Source organism: Pandoraea sp. LA3, from assembly GCF_022696215.1.
In the GTDB taxonomy this organism is placed as follows: Bacteria; Pseudomonadota; Gammaproteobacteria; order Burkholderiales; family Burkholderiaceae; genus Pandoraea; species Pandoraea capi.
Genome location: NZ_PTPY01000039.1, coordinates 1 through 17,394, shown reverse-complemented (window position 1 = coordinate 17,394; position 17,394 = coordinate 1). Strand labels below are relative to the sequence as shown.

At 62.2% G+C, this 17,394-nt stretch carries 18 protein-coding genes; 9 read left to right on the top strand and 9 right to left on the bottom strand.

What is annotated here, in order from left to right; all coding sequences use genetic code 11:
- Window positions 1-96: 96 nt before the first annotated feature.
- Together sctC and C5N93_RS25220 are read right to left on the bottom strand one after the other, a co-directional pair.
- Window positions 97-2,151, bottom strand: a complete 2,055-nt coding sequence (sctC, locus tag C5N93_RS25225) for a type III secretion system outer membrane ring subunit SctC (RefSeq protein ID WP_242561429.1) — start codon at window positions 2,149-2,151, stop codon at window positions 97-99.
- Window positions 2,144-2,881: a helix-turn-helix transcriptional regulator gene (locus tag C5N93_RS25220; protein WP_242561428.1), complete on the bottom strand. Its 738-nt coding sequence runs from the start codon at window positions 2,879-2,881 to the stop codon at window positions 2,144-2,146. The genes sctC and C5N93_RS25220 overlap by 8 nt, the downstream gene beginning before the upstream one ends.
- Before the next feature lie 285 nt (window positions 2,882-3,166).
- Between C5N93_RS25220 and C5N93_RS25215 the strand changes: the two genes are divergently transcribed.
- From C5N93_RS25215 to C5N93_RS25205, 3 genes are all read left to right on the top strand, one after another.
- Window positions 3,167-3,745, top strand: a complete 579-nt coding sequence (locus tag C5N93_RS25215) for a hypothetical protein (RefSeq protein WP_242561427.1) — start codon at window positions 3,167-3,169, stop codon at window positions 3,743-3,745.
- A gap of 51 nt (window positions 3,746-3,796) precedes the next feature.
- Window positions 3,797-4,528 (top strand): response regulator transcription factor, encoded by a 732-nt coding sequence (locus C5N93_RS25210; RefSeq protein ID WP_069341189.1) that lies wholly within the window; start codon window positions 3,797-3,799, stop codon window positions 4,526-4,528.
- A gap of 167 nt (window positions 4,529-4,695) precedes the next feature.
- Window positions 4,696-5,862, top strand: a complete 1,167-nt coding sequence (locus C5N93_RS25205) for a hypothetical protein (RefSeq protein WP_242561426.1) — start codon at window positions 4,696-4,698, stop codon at window positions 5,860-5,862.
- A 66-nt stretch (window positions 5,863-5,928) separates the two neighbouring features.
- On the opposite strand, the gene C5N93_RS25200 is transcribed toward C5N93_RS25205, so the two are convergent.
- A complete protein-coding gene (locus C5N93_RS25200) occupies window positions 5,929-6,609 on the bottom strand; it encodes a hypothetical protein (RefSeq protein WP_242561425.1) in 681 nt (226 codons plus the stop codon).
- A 213-nt stretch (window positions 6,610-6,822) separates the two neighbouring features.
- On the opposite strand from C5N93_RS25200, the gene C5N93_RS25195 reads away from it, so the two are divergent.
- Together C5N93_RS25195 and ndhC are read left to right on the top strand one after the other, a co-directional pair.
- On the top strand, window positions 6,823-7,137 hold the full coding sequence (locus C5N93_RS25195) for a multidrug efflux SMR transporter (RefSeq protein ID WP_242561424.1): 315 nt from the start codon (window positions 6,823-6,825) through the stop codon (window positions 7,135-7,137).
- Window positions 7,138-7,272: 135 nt separating this feature from the next.
- Window positions 7,273-7,632, top strand: a complete 360-nt coding sequence (gene ndhC, locus C5N93_RS25190) for an NADH-quinone oxidoreductase subunit A (RefSeq protein ID WP_242561423.1) — start codon at window positions 7,273-7,275, stop codon at window positions 7,630-7,632.
- 28 nt (window positions 7,633-7,660) lie between these two features.
- Here the strand turns inward: ndhC and C5N93_RS25185 are convergent, their stop codons facing one another.
- From C5N93_RS25185 to C5N93_RS25170, 4 genes are all read right to left on the bottom strand, one after another.
- On the bottom strand, window positions 7,661-8,383 hold the full coding sequence (locus C5N93_RS25185; RefSeq protein ID WP_242561422.1) for a GntR family transcriptional regulator: 723 nt from the start codon (window positions 8,381-8,383) through the stop codon (window positions 7,661-7,663).
- Window positions 8,384-8,631: 248 nt separating this feature from the next.
- Window positions 8,632-9,645, bottom strand: a complete 1,014-nt coding sequence (locus C5N93_RS25180) for a GTP-binding protein (RefSeq protein WP_242561421.1) — start codon at window positions 9,643-9,645, stop codon at window positions 8,632-8,634.
- Entirely contained in the window at window positions 9,615-9,962 is a 348-nt protein-coding gene (locus tag C5N93_RS25175) for a hypothetical protein (RefSeq protein ID WP_242561420.1), read from the bottom strand. The genes C5N93_RS25180 and C5N93_RS25175 overlap by 31 nt, the downstream gene beginning before the upstream one ends.
- Window positions 9,955-10,731, bottom strand: a complete 777-nt coding sequence (locus tag C5N93_RS25170) for a GntR family transcriptional regulator (RefSeq protein ID WP_242561419.1) — start codon at window positions 10,729-10,731, stop codon at window positions 9,955-9,957. The genes C5N93_RS25175 and C5N93_RS25170 overlap by 8 nt, the downstream gene beginning before the upstream one ends.
- A gap of 138 nt (window positions 10,732-10,869) precedes the next feature.
- Between C5N93_RS25170 and C5N93_RS25165 the strand changes: the two genes are divergently transcribed.
- Together C5N93_RS25165 and C5N93_RS25160 are read left to right on the top strand one after the other, a co-directional pair.
- Window positions 10,870-12,267 (top strand): amidohydrolase family protein, encoded by a 1,398-nt coding sequence (locus C5N93_RS25165; RefSeq protein WP_242561418.1) that lies wholly within the window; start codon window positions 10,870-10,872, stop codon window positions 12,265-12,267.
- A gap of 79 nt (window positions 12,268-12,346) precedes the next feature.
- Window positions 12,347-13,798: an MFS transporter gene (locus C5N93_RS25160; protein WP_242561417.1), complete on the top strand. Its 1,452-nt coding sequence runs from the start codon at window positions 12,347-12,349 to the stop codon at window positions 13,796-13,798.
- Between the two features lie 179 nt (window positions 13,799-13,977).
- Here the strand turns inward: C5N93_RS25160 and C5N93_RS25155 are convergent, their stop codons facing one another.
- Window positions 13,978-14,637 (bottom strand): class I SAM-dependent methyltransferase, encoded by a 660-nt coding sequence (locus C5N93_RS25155; RefSeq protein WP_242561416.1) that lies wholly within the window; start codon window positions 14,635-14,637, stop codon window positions 13,978-13,980.
- Window positions 14,638-14,769: 132 nt separating this feature from the next.
- On the opposite strand from C5N93_RS25155, the gene C5N93_RS25150 reads away from it, so the two are divergent.
- Window positions 14,770-15,447, top strand: a complete 678-nt coding sequence (locus C5N93_RS25150) for a TetR family transcriptional regulator (RefSeq protein WP_242561415.1) — start codon at window positions 14,770-14,772, stop codon at window positions 15,445-15,447.
- 337 nt (window positions 15,448-15,784) lie between these two features.
- Here C5N93_RS25150 and C5N93_RS25145 read toward each other — a convergent pair whose 3' ends face one another.
- The gene (locus tag C5N93_RS25145) at window positions 15,785-16,540 is read right to left on the bottom strand and encodes an SDR family NAD(P)-dependent oxidoreductase (protein ID WP_242561414.1); all 756 of its coding nucleotides are present in this window, start codon (window positions 16,538-16,540) and stop codon (window positions 15,785-15,787) included.
- Between the two features lie 773 nt (window positions 16,541-17,313).
- On the opposite strand from C5N93_RS25145, the gene C5N93_RS28505 reads away from it, so the two are divergent.
- The coding region (locus C5N93_RS28505; protein ID WP_337961915.1) for a transposase at window positions 17,314-17,394 on the top strand (81 nt) is incomplete at its 3' end.

Below are 17,394 nucleotides of genomic sequence, written 5' to 3'. Positions count from 1 at the left end.
TGCCGCATTGATGTCACATTGATGTCGTGCGGCTTTGCCCGGCGCGTCGGTCCGTGATGAGGGCGTCACGGACCGACGGGCTATTCCACGGACTGATCAGCGAACCGGTAGCGGCACCGCATCGACCGAATCGCTCGGGATAGCCGTCGCCGAGGCCGGACCTGGCGGCACGACGACAACCGGCGGCACGCGGCCATTCGCGGCATCTGCCGCCAATGCCGCGGCGTCGAGACCACGACGCCCGTCCTCGAGACCGCCCTGCACCGCTTGCTGCAACGACGTTGCACGCCGCTTGTCGGCTTCGGCCGTGCGCGCGGCGTCTTCGAGCGAGCCTTGCGGCGTGATGATGCGTGGCGTCACGAGAAACAGTCGCTGCATCTTCTTAGCCGAGTCGTTGCTGTACCTGAACAGGCCGCCGATCCACGGAATCTTCGAGAGGAAAGGCACGCCCGAGCCCTGCTTCTCGCTCGCGTCCACCGCGTACCCGGCGATCAGCAGGCTCTGCCCCTCGTTGATCAGCGCTTGCGTATCGATGGTGCTGTTCGTCACGACAGGCAACGTGCCGACCTGATCGGCGGTGACCTTGCCGTCTTCGATATGCACGCTCAGACGGATATGCGATGCATCGCCTTCCTTGACCACGGTCGGCAGCACACGCAGCGTCACCCCCGCCGAGATGCTGTAAAGATCGGACGATTGATAGCCCTGCACCGGCACGTAGAAGGTCTTCTTGCTGTCCATCAGGGCTTCCACATTATCGAGCGTGGCGACCTTCGGGCTGGCGTTGATCGTGGCCTGATCGGTCTGCGCGAGCGCGTTGATACGCGAGAGCAGATAGCGCCCCGTGTTGCCGAGCACGGCGGTGAAGACCCCACCCGTCGGCGTGGCCAGCACGCTCGTCTGCCCCGAGATGTTCGGGTTGCCGAAGCCCTGCGGGTTGATGGAATCCGGGAAGCCTGCCTGCTGGTTCAGGCCGTTGCCCGTTTCGAAATCGAAGTGGCTGTTGTGAAACCGCCAGTCGATGCCGAGCGACTCCAGCGCGGTGTCGGAGATCTGAATGATGCTCGCGTCGATCTCGATGACGGCCGGTCGCGTATCGAGCGATGCGATCAGCGCTTCGAACGCCGGCATGGCGTCGGCCCTCGCCCGCACGAGCACGGCGTTGGTGCGCGGATCGGGACGCACGATCGGGCTGTCGAAACCGACGATATCGGTCTGCCCGTTCGCCGGTGCGGCGGCTGGCGCGGACTGAGAATTCGCCGCGTTGGCGCCGTAGCCGGACGGCGGCAGCGAGCCGGGCATGCCGGGTGGCAAGGGTGTGGTGGGCGCCGCCGCGCCGGGCGTGCCGAGCAGGCCGGGCAAACCGGTCGTCCAGCCGCCGGGCCCGGGCGCCGGCGTATCGCGACGCGGCGCACTCGGGCCATTGCCGCCCGCCGCCGCGCTCGACATGCGTTTCGCGTCCGAGCGATTCCCCTGAGCCGTGCGCGCCACCGGCGTCTGCGCGTCGTAGAGACTGCGCAGAATCGAGGCCACGCCGAGCACGGAAATCGACTCGCCGTCCAGATTGATGACGTGATCCGCCGCCCATGCGTAGCGCAGCGGAAAGACGCGTACGACCTGACGGTCCTGCGACTGCGAGTGACTCTGGTCGACGAGCTTCGCCGCGTTGGCGACCAGTTCGACGAAGTTTGGCGGCCCGGAGACCAGCGCCGCGTGCACATCGTCGTCGTACCGCACCGGGAAACGGGGGTCGGTAATGCCCAGACGGTCGAGCGTGCGACGCAGCTCGCCGGGTTGCGCCGCGCCCGTGCCGATCGTGGTGCTGACGATTTCATCGGGTGAATAGAGCCTCAGCACGGAGCCGTCGAAGTACCAGATAAAACCGAACGTGCTCGCCAGACGCTCCAGCAATTGCTGCGGGCTGGCGTGAAAGCGTCCCGTCACGCTGCCCTGCACCTTCGGCGACACCCAGACCGCAACGCCGCTGCTGGCCCCGATATCCCGCACGGCGTCCCGAATGTCCTTGTGCTCGGCCGCGTAGTCGATCACCGTGGTCCGCCACGGGATGATGGCCGCGACCGCGCTCACCGACATCGCCATCAACACACTTGCCGCACAGCTTTCGACCAGGCGGCGTGCGCGCTTATGCATTGATCGTCTCCGACGGCGATTCGTCGAACTGCTTGCGGTAGCTCTTGACCAACGCCGAGCGGCTGGTCACGCCCCAGCGGTTGGCCGTGCCGAGCACCGAACCGGTCACGCTCGCGTCATCCATCAGATCGCTGCGAATGCCTTCGAGCCGCAGTTTCCGGATCAACGCACCGGGCGACATGCCGAGCGAGCGCTTGAACACCATTTGCAGCGCCCGTTCTGTGACGTTGACCTCCGCTGCCACCTCACGCGTGGTCAGTTCGCTATGCGCAATGTGCTCGACAATGTAGCGATAGGCCTTGCGGTACTTGGCCGGCAGGCGCGCGGCAATGTCGTCGCCCCGGGCGAGTTGCGCGGCATCGGCCTGCGGATCGAGGCTGCGCGCCGGCACGATCTGCGTGCGCAGGCAATGCAGGGCCTGCAATGTGTAGGTCGTGTACAGCGACATGCTCTGATGGACCTGCCCGCGCTGAAACGCGAGCTTGGCGTTGACGTAGAGCCATTCAAGATCCGAATGCCGCGTGGCAGTCTGAATGCTTCGCGCGCAATTGACGTCATACAGACGCAACGCCAGCTCGCCCTGACCGCCGGCAAATGCCGCCAGCACGACATTGAGCTTCATGTGCATGACCATCTGCGGACTGCCGGTCGCACGCATCGTCTGTAGCAGATCGTTGAGCGCTTCGACCTGACTGCGCGCGCCGTCGGCCAGTTCGCGAAGATGGCGCATGTAGGAACGATACCTACGGATCAACACACCTTCCGTCTCAAACGCAGACGAATTGATAGATGACAATTCATCTCCATTGACGGAATCATTCTCCTGCATTGACGCGGTCAGCGGCTCCGCACTTAACCACGCCGATTGCCAGAATACGTGATCGGATAATGCGGAAGAACGACGAATCCGGGTGTGAAGCGTTATATCCGAAATTAATAACGAAACAATCGATCGCCAAATCGGATTTAAATCACCGACCGACCGGTCGGCTCTGTGCAGGACTTGCATGGCGGCATGTGGACGACCCAGCCGATGCTCCACGATCGCGAGCCCAACACGCGCTTCAATCTCCTGTTCGGCATCGGTAGCCCGATCGCGCACGATGCTCACGAAGCAGTTGCGGGCTACTGCAAACCGGTCGCGCAGCAGCGCTTGCCAGCCGGCATTACGCGCAGACATCAGACGCAGCGCGTCGCCGCCCGCACGGCAACTGCGCTGGGCACGTGCGTAGCTCTGCTCAGCTTCCTCATCGAGTTCGCGCAACGCCTGGATATCGGCGAGGGCACACAGATTCGCGCCGCTCAGGTCCAGCAGTTGCTTCTCGTCGCAATCGGCCACGCCACACACGGCGGCATAGGCCCGTGGCCAGTCGCCTGCGAGCAGCGCTTGCGCGCTGCGCGGCAACATCTCGCGCATACGTGCGCTGGCAATCAAAGCGAAGTAGATCCGAACGTTCATGGCTTTCGCCTTCCGTTGAGTTGGGGGGTGAAACAAAAAATAAATCCCCCGCCCTCCGGAAATTCTCAACAATCTGATGCGAAATCTTCACTTTTCAATGTTCGGCTTCAAGTGTTTTATCCATCAAAGGACTAACGCCTGACCAGAGACATCAGGCAATGAAAAGGCTGGCAATTGGAAAAACCGATGAAGTTTGCAATCCTGACGAGAGACTTTGCGCTTTTCGAAGCGGTTCGCAATAGCTTTGAAACCGATGGCACCTGCCATCACTTCAGCGATGCCGAGCAATATGCCGCTGCTGCCATGTCCACGAGCTACTGCGCGATTCTCGTCGACGCGTCGTTGGGGCCGGGAGATATGCAACGGGTGCTCGCCAGACGGCGTGGCGGTCGCGGCGAAGGCGTGCCGGTCATCAGTATGGCGACACCGGCGTGGATGCTCGATTTCGCGTTTCGTTCCGGATGCGATGACGTCGTTATGTATCCGCTCGACGTGAACGAATTGCACGTTCGTCTGAGTCTTGCCCTGCAACGCCGCGCCGACGCCACGGCCGCGCGCGGCAACGATATTCTCGAAATCGGCGCCTATGTGGTCGACCGCGGGCGCGACACCGTGGCGGTCCATGGCGTGGAAGTCATGCTCACGGCCCGCGAATTCGCCGTGGCGTGGCTCTTTTTCAGCCAGCCGGAGGTGCGTATCAGCCGTGCGCAAATTGCCGGCGCCATCTGGGCCAACGATGAGGGTGTCGTGGGGCGCAGCATCGAGCAACACGTCTATAAGCTGCGCAACCGGCTGGGATTGCGCGGCGACCACGGTCTCGTGCTCCGCACCGTCTACGGCGGCGGGTACACGCTGGAGCGGCAAGGGCAACGCGTGGAACCCGCGCAGCGTAACGCCGGGAGCTTCGCGCCGGCCTGAGCGAAGCACTGACTGTTATCGCGAAGTCGGCATACGCGCGATGACCGTCACGCGGTTACGCTGCCCAGACTGCGGGGCTGAACATCATCGGACGTGACGTGAGTCCGACTGACGCGATGCAACGTGCCGCGCACGCCCCGCCTGTCCCGACGCCTAGTGAGATCGCCATGCCGCCAAGACTGCCGCGCGCTCTGCCGCCCACGCCAACGTCAGTGCCTGCGGGCACGACTGGACACCCGTCGCCGTCTCCTGGCGCCGGCGCGCCACCGTCGCGGCCAACCGCGCCGTCACGCCCGGCACAACTGAGCGGCCTGAACGCGCGTCCGGCGACACTCGCCACACCGGCCGGCACTGCGCAGCCTTCGCTGCGGCGCAGACCCCTGCCCCCGCTGCCCCAGGTGCCGCCAAGGCCTTCGCCCACCCGCACGCATGGCGACCGGGCCATCCCCGTGCCGGCCAATGCGCAGGAAGAAGCAGCACAACTGGCATTCGCGTTGCGCGAAAGCCGTATCGACGCCATGTTGGCGAGCCTGCCGTCGCAATTGACGAACTCCGCGCGCATGCAGGCCGAGTTCGATTTCGACGCGTTGCCGCACGAACTCAAAGCCCCCTATCTGGCGATGGGCGAGGCAGGAAAGCTCAAGTTTCTCGAAGAGGTGATGACGACGCATTCGCACACCGGTCCGCTGCAAGCCGCAATCGCCGCGCATGGCATGGAAGTTGTCCCGAATGACGGCCGCACGCCGAACGGCGTCAACAATTGCTTCATGCTGTCCGTGTTCGAGCATGTGGATGGACTGGATCGCGCGCAGCACGGCATGCTGGCCGATCACTTCCGCGACATCCTTGTTTCGACGCCGGGGTCGGGCGCCAGACACGGCGAGCCACTGAGCGCGGGCGGCGCGGCCGCCAGACAGTTCGTCAACCTCATCAACAGCGATCCGTCGATCAAGACGAAGCTCAACGTCGAGGTGCTGTCGATGGTCGGCGGTCATCTGATTCGCGATCGCATCGACTCGGGGTCGCCTACGGCGAAAACCGTTCTGGTCATCGATCACGGCGGGCATTTCGAAGCGGTTCGCGACGTGGCGAACCATGCAACACCTGAAGACGCGCCGCCGCCCTATTCCGAAAGCGATTCGCATTCCATGGGCCCGACGCCACCCATGCCGCATCAAGCGCCGCCGCCATCACATGACGCGCCGGAAGTCTCGACGATGGCCGGCATCCAGCGAACCCATATCGGGCAGTTGCACCTGGAAGTCGCACATGCCCATCACAAAGCGCGAACGGTGCTCGGCGAGGCGCTGCGCAGCCTGACGAACATCACCTGATGCTGGACGGTGCGGCGCTCACCGCATGAGCGGAGCGCGCCGGTCGCGGCTTGATCGCCATCGACGTCAGGCAACGGCCATCGACAGCGCAAACTGGCGCACGCTTTGGGGAATGCCAGCGAGTTCAGACGCCGCGATGCCAGCGCTATCCGGCTTGTCCTGCGGTAACGTGCTACTACCGTGCGCAAGCCGCCCATTCAATGGCATCGCGCTCGCCTTTCGGGAGCGCGCGCGGCAAACGAGCCGGATGTCGGGAACGAGCTCACCTGGAATGAGCACGTCGTTGGCGAGGATACTGCGCATGCCGGCGAGCACGCCGGCGGCGTCCACTTCTTCCTCTCGCGCACGCACCATCAGCATTTCGATGGCGGCAATTTCCGCGCGCGCCGACGCGAACGGTGCCGTGCCGGACCGCCCGATGTAGTCGGCGAAACTGTCGCGCAGTGCGGCGAGCGAATCCGAGTACCGACGCGTTCTGAGCACGCGGGCGAACATGCCATTCTTTGCGAAGACGTCGACGACGACGGCATCGACGAAATGACTGTGATCGGCGATCAGTTGATCGAGCGTGCTGCGGCGCAGGTCCGGGATGGCGCGTTCGGCAACACGCGAGACTGAGGTCCGATACCTCGCACGTAACGCGACATCGCGTCTGGCGAGGCCTTCGAGTTCTTTGCGCGACTTGTCCATCGCAGCGGCGAGCCGTTCGATGGCGTCGCGCATGTCCTGGCTTCCGGGGTGCTCCATTCCTGCTCCGACAACGCAAGGTGCAAGCCGTATCGGCAACATGCCGGTAACGAACGGGATCACCTGTCGCGAACGATGCTACCCATCAAACAAGGATAAATCGTGGAGACATTGCGCAGAATCGGGTGAACTCGTATAGTGTCGGGCGTGAGGACGACCTCACCTGTCGAAGATACATTCCGGGACGGCCCGGCTCTTTTTGGGAGCGCCGTCATGGCCTGGATCTATCTGGTGTTTGCAGGTGTACTGGAAGTGCTTTGGGCGTACACGATGAAGCAGTCTGCCGGCTTCACGAAACCGCTACCTTCTCTTGTCACGTTCGTGACGATGGCCGCCAGCTTCGGTTTGCTGTCGGTTTCCATGAAATCTCTCCCGCTGGGCACGGCCTACACGATCTGGACCGGCATCGGTGCCGTCGGCGCATTCGTCGTGGGTATCGTGGTGCTTGGCGAACTCGTCAGTACGACGCGCCTCGCTGCGGCTGCGCTGATCGTCAGCGGACTGGTGCTGATGAAGCTCTCCTCGTAAATCGCAGTCCTTTTCATAGCGTTGCCCGACCGGCGAAGGCATGGTGCGAAGACGCGATGACACGATAACGTGATCACGCGATTGCCACTTTGCGCGAACTCCGCCGGCCTGCTCTTCCTCTCACGTGGTCGCTCGATGGACGTCTCCGAATACTATCCCGTACTGCTTTTCCTCGTCGTTGCCTTGTCGATCGGCGCAGGCTTGCTGGTCGTCGCGAAACCCATACGTCCGGACCGGCCGGACGAAGCCAAGGGCTCACCTTACGAGTGTGGATTCAACGCATTCGGTAACGCACGAAAGCAGTTCGACGTGCGCTTTTATCGCGTGGCGATATTCTTCATCATCTTCGACATCGAACTGGCCTTCACCATCCCCTGGGCCGTATCGTTGCGCGAAGCGGGCATGGTCAGCCTCACAGCCATGATCGCGTTTCTCGGCGTGCTGGTCCTCGGCTTCGCTTACGAGTGGAAGAAGAAGGCTTTCGAGTGGGAGTGAGTCGTCGCGTACAGCCTTGCGACGGCGGTCATGCGACGCTGGCGAATATGGCCTCGAGATCCGCTTCCTCCGACGCCGTGCCCAGATCCAGCGAATGCTCGATGTGGTCCAGATGTTCGAGCATGATTTCCGCCGCCTTCTCGCCGTCTTTATCGGCAAGCGCGCGGACGATTCGTTCATGCTCGTCCGCGCGGCAGCTCTCGACGATCGGTGCGTTGTAGACGAGGATCACGAGGCAGGTCAGCGTCGAGAGCTCGCGAAGACTCCGGGTAAAGGACGAATTCCCCGCTAGCATCGCCGCCAGGTTGTGGAACTCCCCGGACAGACGGATAACGGCACGTTTGTCGTCCCGCTGCCGCGCGTCCATCTCCTTGTCCAGATGCGCATGCAGCGCGGCCAGCTTGTCGGCATCCATCCCGGCCGCCAGGCGTCGCATGACGGCGGGCTCGATCGTGCGGCGAGCTTCGAACACGTCGCGCGCCTGTTCGACGGAAGGTTTTGCCACGAACCAACCCTTCTTCGGATACACCTCGACGATCTGCTCATAGGCCAGCTTGCTCAGCGCCTCCCGGACACGCGCCCGGCTGGCGTTGAAAATCGCGGCCATCCGCTCCTCGGCCAGTTTGGTGCCGGGCGTCAACCGATGCTCCAGCAACGCGAGGTAGATCCGCTCGTAGATTTCCTCGCTGGTGCTTTCGGGGATGGTTGATTTCGGCGTCTTGTCGCGCGACTGTTGAGAGGCTTTAGGCATGTTGTCAGGAAACATTTCCAATAAGAACTAGTCGACAATAATGTACACAACAACCTCATACTAAAATCAGCGACCTAACGCCACAATACCCTCGGGGCTGCCTCGCTCGCCCCCCCCGTCGTCGAGACCGATAACGCCAACGTCCCCTCCTTCGCGAGTACATCGCGGCCGAACAGTTGCCCGCGCCAGTGATTCCGGGCCGTGATTCGCTCGCTGCCGAAATGCTGGGCGGATGATTGCGACACCTCTCACTGCATCGTCAGCTTGCTGAAACCCGGATCGATCATTCGCGCATTGGCGAACCGATGCAGCGATGCGAGGATGCGCGCCTTGTCAAGGCCGTCGGTGATGAACACCAGCCGGGACGTCGATACCTTGCCTTCGTCTTGTGGTCCCGCTGGCAAATGTCCCGGTGGGTAGACGCGATGACGCACGCCCTGCACGACCAGTTGCCCCGGCGCGGAGCGTACCGAGAGGACCGACTTGAAGCGCAGGATGCGATCTCCATGCCGGTTGAGCAACGCCGTCAGCCAGACGGAGAACGTGGCCCAGTCGAGCGAGTCGTCGAGCGCCGTCGAGAAGCTTTGTATCGAACTCGTGTGGGCGTGCGTGCCCGATTGGCGCACTACCGCCGTGTCGTTGATGGCGGTGGCTTCGCCCGGTGCGAAGAGTGCATCGGGCACTTCGCTCGTCATGATGGCGCACGCGGGATTGACGGCGCGAACGGCGTCTACGAGTGTGCCCAGCCGACTCTCGTCGAGCAGATCGGTCTTGGTCAGCGCCACCCGGTCTGCGGCCGCCAGTTGGGCGGCTGCTTCCGGAAACCGGCCGAGCGATTCAATCCCCTCTAGCGCATCGAACGTCGTGATGCAGGCGCCGACGCGCAAATACTCTTCGAGATTCTCGTCCGACAGTACCGTGCCAAGAATCGGACCAGGGTCGGCCAGACCGCTGGTCTCGATGATGATGCGCTCAAGCTCGGGCAACTCGCCGCGTGCGCGACGTGTAAGCACGTCGAGCAGCGTTTCGCGCAGATCGTCGAGCACGGTGCAGCACAGGCAGCCGTCGGCAATGGTGGCGATCTCGGAGTTGAGATGCAGCGTCAGACGGTCGTCGATCGATTCGCGTCCGAACTCGTTGATGATGACCAGCGTCGACGCCGGTGGACACCCCGCCAGAAAACGCTTGAGCAACGTGGTTTTGCCACTGCCGAGAAAGCCCGTGACGATATTCAGTTCGAGACGCGGTACGAGTCTGACCATGATGATGGAGCGATGACGAACTCGCCCTCCAGAGGATCGATGAAAGTGTCGCCCAGTTGCTCGGCAACCCGCCAGAGCGTGGACAGATCGGAGGCCAACTGACGTCGGCCGCTGGCGTCTTCCACGGCGTAAGACTCGCCGTCCCAATCCTCGGCCTTCAGGCCATAGGGACGCAGGATCCGGTTGATTAGACGCAGACGGCGCGCTCGCTCCGCCCGGTTCTCGAGAATGCCGGCGGCGACCGAATGCTGGCCCATCGGATCGCCCGCATCCGTCCAGTGTTCGCTCACGCCGAAGACAGCACAGACTTCACACATCCTTTCCCCCGTCAGACGATGCACTCGACAGCGTGCCGACCGCCATGCTCCCCAACGCGCTGAGCGAGATGTACTCGGTCACACGTTTGCGCGCGAGATTGGTGTGCGAGGCCGACAGCCGGTCGGCACGCTCGGCGTCGCGCTCACGCATCGCGTCGAGAATCTCGCGGTGCTCCTCGAGAATCTTGTTCAGGTGCGCCTGCCGCGCGTCTTGCGTCGGAAACGTCTCGTAGCTCATCGCCAGCCGCGCGATCCGCAGATTCTCCGTGAGCAGGTTGGCATAGATCTTCGAGAGCACGCGATTGCCGCAGGCGTTGCCGATGGCGATATGCAACTCCCAGTTGCCGTCGATCATGCCGTTGACGTCCTGCCGGTCGTGCGCCTTTTCAAACGCGACGACCAGCGCTTCGATGCGTTCGAGATCGGCTGCCGTGCGCCGCAGTGCGGCCAGTCGCGTGGTCGCGCGCTGCGCGAGTTCGAACGCTTCCAGATGCTCCTGCAATTGCGGGATGTCCATCGACGACACCCGCGCGCCGCGATTGGGCAGCAGCGAGATCAGCCCTTCTGCCGCCAGCCGGATCATGGCTTCGCGCAACGGCGTGCGCGAGATTCCCAGTTCGTCAACGAGCGCCTGTTCGTCGATGTCATCGCCCGGATGCATCTCCAGCGAGACGATGCGCTCGCGCAGCAACTGATAGGCCTTGGAAGCCCCGGAACCCTTGATGTGCTTGGTTGCCGCCTCTTGAACGGCTTCTGCTTTCTTGCGCATTGCGAGACAAAAAATAGACGAAAAGTGAACAAAAAGCGGATCGATTGATGGGCAGTGTAGCGAACAATCCCCACTTGACACAACATTTTTATACACAAACAATTTGTCGTGTATTTACTGTGTATTTTGGAGATTGCAATGAATGACGAACCGATGGATCTGGTGATCCAACGCGGACGGGTGCACACCCCGGAAGGGTTTTCGACGCTGAACGTCTGCGTTCGGGGCGGGAAAATCGTGGCCCTGACGGACGAGGCGAACACCCCGCCGGCGGCACGTACCGTCGATGCGAACGGACTCGACGTGCTCCCCGGGCTGTGGCACGTGCACTGCCACTTCCGTGAACCCGGTCACACCTACAAGGAGGATTTCACGTCTGGCACCACAGCGGCGGCAGCCGGTGGCATCACGTTCTGCATCGACATGACGAACAACGATCCGCATCCGACCACGCTGGAATCGTTCATGCTCAAGCGCGAGACGATTGCGCCGAAGGCCATGGTCGATTACGCGCTCTACGGCGGCGGCCTCTACCCGAAGACGGTCGAGGCGCTCGCCGGCGCGGGCGCCATCGGCATCAAGGTGTTCAACACGCGGCACGTCAAGGAGGTGTATCCGTACATCTCGGAACTGGGGGTCGTCGATCACGGCATCCTGCATGAGCTGTACGAGGCGGTGGCCGACAAGGGACTGATCTGCGCGGTGCACCACGACGACTCCGAGTGGTGCAAGCGCCTCACGTTTCGCGACTACATCAACCCCGGCAAGACGAGCAACCGCGACTATATGGAAGCGTACGAGCGCGGGTACATGTACGGCCACGGCATGGCAGCCGGGCTGGCGGCGTCGATCTATTACGCGCGACTGACCGGCGTGCGTCTGCATGTGCTGCACATGGGGGTGATGCCGCCGGGCGCGAATGAGCTGGTGCGACAGGCCAAGGCGCAGGGGCAGGACATCTCCGGTGAAATGGAGTCCGCCACGCTGTTCATGACGCGCACGCAGGCGGAAAAGATCGGCCCGGGGGCTTATGCCTGGGCCTATGCCCCTGAGAGTCACTGGCAGGCGGTTCACGACGGCACGGCGGACATGCTCGTCGGCGAACACGCGCCGCACACGCTCGAAGAGATCACGCCGGGCTGGCAGGACAACTTCTCCGTGCCGCTGGGCATTACCGGCGCGCAGGAATTCATTCCGCTGGTGCTCAATGCCGTGAATGAAGGCCGCCTGACGCTACAGGATGTGGCACGTCTGTGTGCTGAAGCGCCGGCCAAACGCTTCGGTCAATACCCGAAAAAGGGGCGTATCCAGATTGGGGCGGACGCCGACTTCACGATCGTGGACATGAAACGCGAGCAGACGTTTACGGTGGCCGACATGCATACGAAGGCCGGCTATACCGCGTGGGAAGGCATCCGCACGACCGGCATGCCCGTCTACACCATCGTGCGCGGTGAAACGGTGATGGACCACGGAAAGATCGTGGGCACGCCGGGGCACGGCCAGTTCCATCCGGGCATCGGCGCGAGCGCCTGACGCCCATCTCACGCCATGCTGTAATTCTCATGACACCGATGCCGGCGCGAGTCGTCGGCATCCACAGACAGACCAGACCATGACGACCTCTCAATTCGACTCACGGCACGCGGGCGACGCCCTGCGCACGTCCACGGCAAGCACAACGGCGGCCTCCGTGGCCGGTGGGCTGACCCAGCAGGACATCGCCCGTCGGCTCGACCGCCTGCCGGTGTCCCGCTTCCATCTGACCGTGCTGATCGTGGCCGCATTGTCGTTGTTCTTCGACACGCTCGACACCGTCATTACCGGCTTCGTGCTGGCGACGCTCAGACCGCTGTGGGGATTCGATGCCGCAACCATCGGTGTGATTTCCGCCATCGGCCTTGGCGGTTATCTCGTCGGCTCGGCGCTGGCCGGGTTCGCGGCCGATCGTTACGGCCGCAAGCGCATGATCATGCTGACGCTGGTGCTTTATTCGCTGTTCTCGGCGTCGCGCGGATTGGTGAACGACGTCTGGTCCTTCGCCGCGCTCAACTTCTTCACGTGGCTGTTCGTCGGGGCGGAAAGCTCGATCGTTCCGCCCTATCTGGCGGAGCTTTGGCCCACGCGTGTGCGCGGCAAGCTCGGCGGCTGGATGATGGGCTTCTTCGCACTCGGCATTGCCGTGTCGCCGATCTGGGCGCTGAACATCATTCCGCATTGGGGTTGGCGCGCGGCGCTGTTCCTGACGCTGCCGTTCGCGGTCGTGGTCGGTCTGATGCGTTCCGGACTGCCCGAGTCGCCGCGCTGGCTGCTGCAACGCGGACGTGCAGCCGAAGCGGAAGCGGTGCTCGCGTCGATTGAGCAACGCGTCGGTCGCCGCTTGCCGGAAGATGGTGTCACGACGAGCACGCCCACGACACCCACCGCATCGACCAAGCCGACGAAGGTCTGGCGCGCTCGCGATCTGCTTAGCCCGCGCTTTCGCAAAGTCACGCTGATGCTGTGGATGGCATGGTTTGCGGAATATGGGGTGCTCTATACGTTCATGACTTTCGTGCCGACGTTGCTGGCGATGGAGGGGTTCAGCATCGTCAAGTCGTTCGAGTTCTCGATCGCCATTTATGCGTCGGTGATCCCGGGTTATGTGTTCGGCGGTTACGTGGTCGACTGGCTCGATCGCAAGCCGACGGCCATTCTGGCGTTCATCGGTACCGCGATCTTCGGCACGCTGTTCGGGTTGTCCACCACGTCGGGGGCGCTCATGGCATTCGGCGGTCTGATGGCGTTCTTTCTGGCGCTGGGTTCGACGGCCATCTACAGCTACACGCCGGAGCTCTACCCGACGGAAATTCGTGCCACGGGCATGGGGCTGGCCTCTGCCTGGGGACGCGCCGGTGCGATTCTGTTGCTGCTCGTCTTCGGCGTCTTCGCCGTACTCAAGGGCAAGCTGTTCGTGTTCGTGATCAGCGACGTCATTCTGCTGATTGCCGCCATCTGTATTGCACTGCTCGGCCCGTCGACGAAAGGCCGTTCGCTCGAAGATGCGTCTACGGGTGCCGGCGATTAAGGCATACAAGGGGTTGCGACGCGTTGTGCTTGCGGGCGATGAGTCCCTGACGGGATCGCACGACATCGCCGCTCGCGCACGCATCGCCCCCATCAAGCCATGTCGCTTGAATCCCCGTCGGTTAGGTCCGTGTCGGCTAAGTCCTCGTCGGTAAGTCCTCGTCGGCAAGTCCTCGTCGGTTAACCAAGCCGCAGCGACAACTCCACGTCGCCGCCGAACGGCACGGACAAATAGCCGTTACCGGGCTCACGAACGTACGCCAGATACTCCGGGCTGAAATCGGCGTTATCGGCAACGACGAGTGCCCCCGGACGCAGACGGCTTTCGATCAGCGCGAGTACATCCGGGTAAAGCGCTTTGGCGCCATCGAGCAGCAGCAGGTCGATGGTTTCGGGAAGATCGGTCGCGAGCGTCTTTAGCGCGTCCCCTTCCCGGATTTCCGCAAGATCGGCCAAACCGGCCTCCATCAGGTGCTCGCGCGCCTTCGTCACTTTGCCCGGCTCGAACTCGCTGCCGATGAGACGACCGCCGCCGTTGTCGCGCAATGCAGCGGCGAGGTGCAGGGTTGAGATACCGAACGACGTGCCGAATTCGACGATGTGCCGGGCGCGTGCGCTACGGGCAAGCATGTAGAGCAAGGTCCCGGTCTCACGCGAGACCGGCAACCACATGTCTTTCAAGCGGCCATACAGGTCGAGGTATTCGGTCTTGCTGTGCATCAGCCGCTGCACTTCTTCACGCGACACGTCGGCAAATGCGGGGCTGCCCGCATCGTCGGCTTGCTTGAAGAGGCGGGTCAACAGCTGCGCCAGCGGTGCAGACGTCAAAGTTGTGTTCATGAGGGAAATCCAATCGGGTGGTTGAGCATCAGGCGACGCCTGACTAAAATGCGATGAATTCGTCGCATTTAAAGTATGCGGCGAAACGCGTTTCTCCTCTATTCGCATTGCGCACGGGTCTCCAACGTCACCATGAACAGCCGTCGAAAGCCGCAGATTTCCTTGAGAAAACAGCCGAAACAGGCCCGTTCGTCGGAGCTTGTCGCCGCGATCCTCGAAGCCGCTATTCAGGTTTTGGCGAAGGAAGGCGCACAGCGTTTCACCACGGCGCGTGTCGCGGAGCGAGCCGGTGTCAGTGTGGGGTCGGTGTATCAGTACTTCCCCAACAAGGCGGCGATTCTGTTTCGGCTGCAAAGCGACGAATGGCAGCAGACGACAACCTTGCTCAGCGACATTCTGGAAGACGTCGGGACGCCGCCGTTCGAACGGCTACACCGGCTGATTCACGCGTTCATCCAATCGGAATGCGACGAGTCCGAGATGCGGGTCGCGCTAGGCGATTCCGCCCCGCTCTACCGGGACGCGCCTGAGATGCAAGAGACGAAAGCATCGGGGGCACGGATTTTCCAGACTTTCATCGACGAGGTACTTCCCGACACGCCGCAGGCGACGCGCGATCTGGCCGGTGACCTGATCGTCACGACGATGGCGACCGTCGGGAAGCAGTTCTCGGAAACGCCGCGGACGCCGTCAGAGATCAAGGCTTACGCGGGTGCGATGGCGGATATGTTTTGCGCTTATCTGAGGAATCTGAGGAGTATTGAGAAGCCGTTGCCCGAGCTGGAGCGCATGTTCGAGCGCCCTCAATGAATAGCTCGCGGGTCAGCAATTGCCCTTCTTCGCTTGCCCCGGCGGACAGAACCCGTTACCGGGACCGCCACGGCCACCGTGCGGGCCATCATCAGGGACATAGACGGCGCAACTTGCGAGCAAAACAGTAGCAGCGAGCATCAAGAAAGAGAGTTTGCGCATTTGCGGGAGCCTCCATGGGGTCAGAAAAAGGTGCAGCATCTACGTGCCGTCTGCCGATTATTTTAACGGGGGAGAAGGTTACGCTCGCAGCGTCACTCGCAGCCTAATCACGATTTCCGGTGAGACCATGGAGACGAGGTACGGGCAGTGCCGCAAATTGCCCGCCCGTGCCCTTTTATCGCGGATTCATACTGGCGAAGATTGCGTCGTACGATCCATCCCGCTCGGCCCATCGACGCGCGAGATCGCGATCGAGCAAAAGCTCACCGCGCGGATGCTGGCCGCGATCCAGCATTTGCATTACCTGCGCCACGTAATCGCTCAGCGGCATGGCACGGGGGTCGATAGCCTGCTGCGTCCCCGTCAACGCGGTTTGGACATACGGCGGCAGCAACTCCAGGACTTCGACAGGCACATCGCGAAGCTGATGCCGCATGGATACAAGCCATGAATGCAGGAATGCCTTGCTTGCGCAGTACGTCGGGAAGCTGGCGAGCGGCAGGAACGCGAGGGCTGAACTGGTCGCCAGCATCGCGGCGTTCGGTTGCCCTTTGATCAACGGTAGAAACGCCGTGGCTGCGCGGATAACGCCGAGGATATTCGTTTGCACGATGGCCTCGGCGTCGATGCCTTGCCAGTCGTCGGCCGTCACGTCTTCCGGCTTCGAAATGCCGGCGTTCGCAATGAGTACGTTGAGTTGAGGGTAGGAAGTGCGGACCTCGTCGAGGACGACAGCCAGGGAGGCTGGCGAGTTCAGGTCGAGCGGGAGCCCGACCATTCCGGGACGTTTTGCAGTGATGTCGTCGAGCAGTGCCTGACGTCGCCCCGTCACGATCACGCGATTACCGCGATCGTGAAAGGCTTCGGCGAGCGCGCGGCCGATACCGCTTGTGCCGCCGGTGATGAGAATCGTATTTCCAGTCGTCTTCATGATGCGTCTTTCCATGGGTGGCGTGAAATCACGTCAGGAAAGCCACGGATACATTCCGTTGGTCGCTACGCATGCGAAACGTTGATGCGTAGTTCGTCCCCATGCGATAAGCATGGTCTCGAAGCCTTAGCCAAAGGAATGAAAAACAGAAAGCATTACCGTGGCGCCTGTGCATCGAGTTCCCTCTGCTGAGGCCCACTCGGTTGGGCGCGTTGGATGACGATAACGCCTGCGGCATGACCACGAAGATGGCTGCGAAGCGGAGTTTAGCGCTGTGGGTGGCGGAGCGTCAACTTTGAGTGACGTGGGGGCGGGCGCAACGGGAGCGCTTCAGTTCTTGCGAAAAAAAGCCCCGATGTGGGCAACATCGGGGCCAACTCTCTTCAGCTCAGTCAGAACACATGACAGAAAAACTGCCATGCGGGAAAGGAGTTTAGTGAACCATTCGACGTGCGAACGCGAGCGGAACTTCGGAGCGATGGCAAATCGAGATCATCTCGGCCCGCTTGGCCCACTGCATGGGCGTTCCACAGGTCTGCATCTGCCGTAAAACGAAGTGCGACGAATTTGAATATTCGGAAGATCACCAAACGGCAGCGACCAAATGTGGGGTAAGAATGGCGGCCCGGGCAGTGGTCACATGGCGTTATCGCAATTGGTGCTGAGGATTTGAGGTGCAAAGACCCAAAACTCAGGGCGTACTACTGACCTGCCCCCTACGAACAGGGCCAGCCGGAGTCTAGTAAAGTTCGTTTTCGGAGAAGAAGACGAACATGAAGAAGCGATTTACGGAACAGCAAATCATCGGGTTTCTGAAGGAAGCTGAAGCCGGGATGCCGGTCAAGGAACTGTGC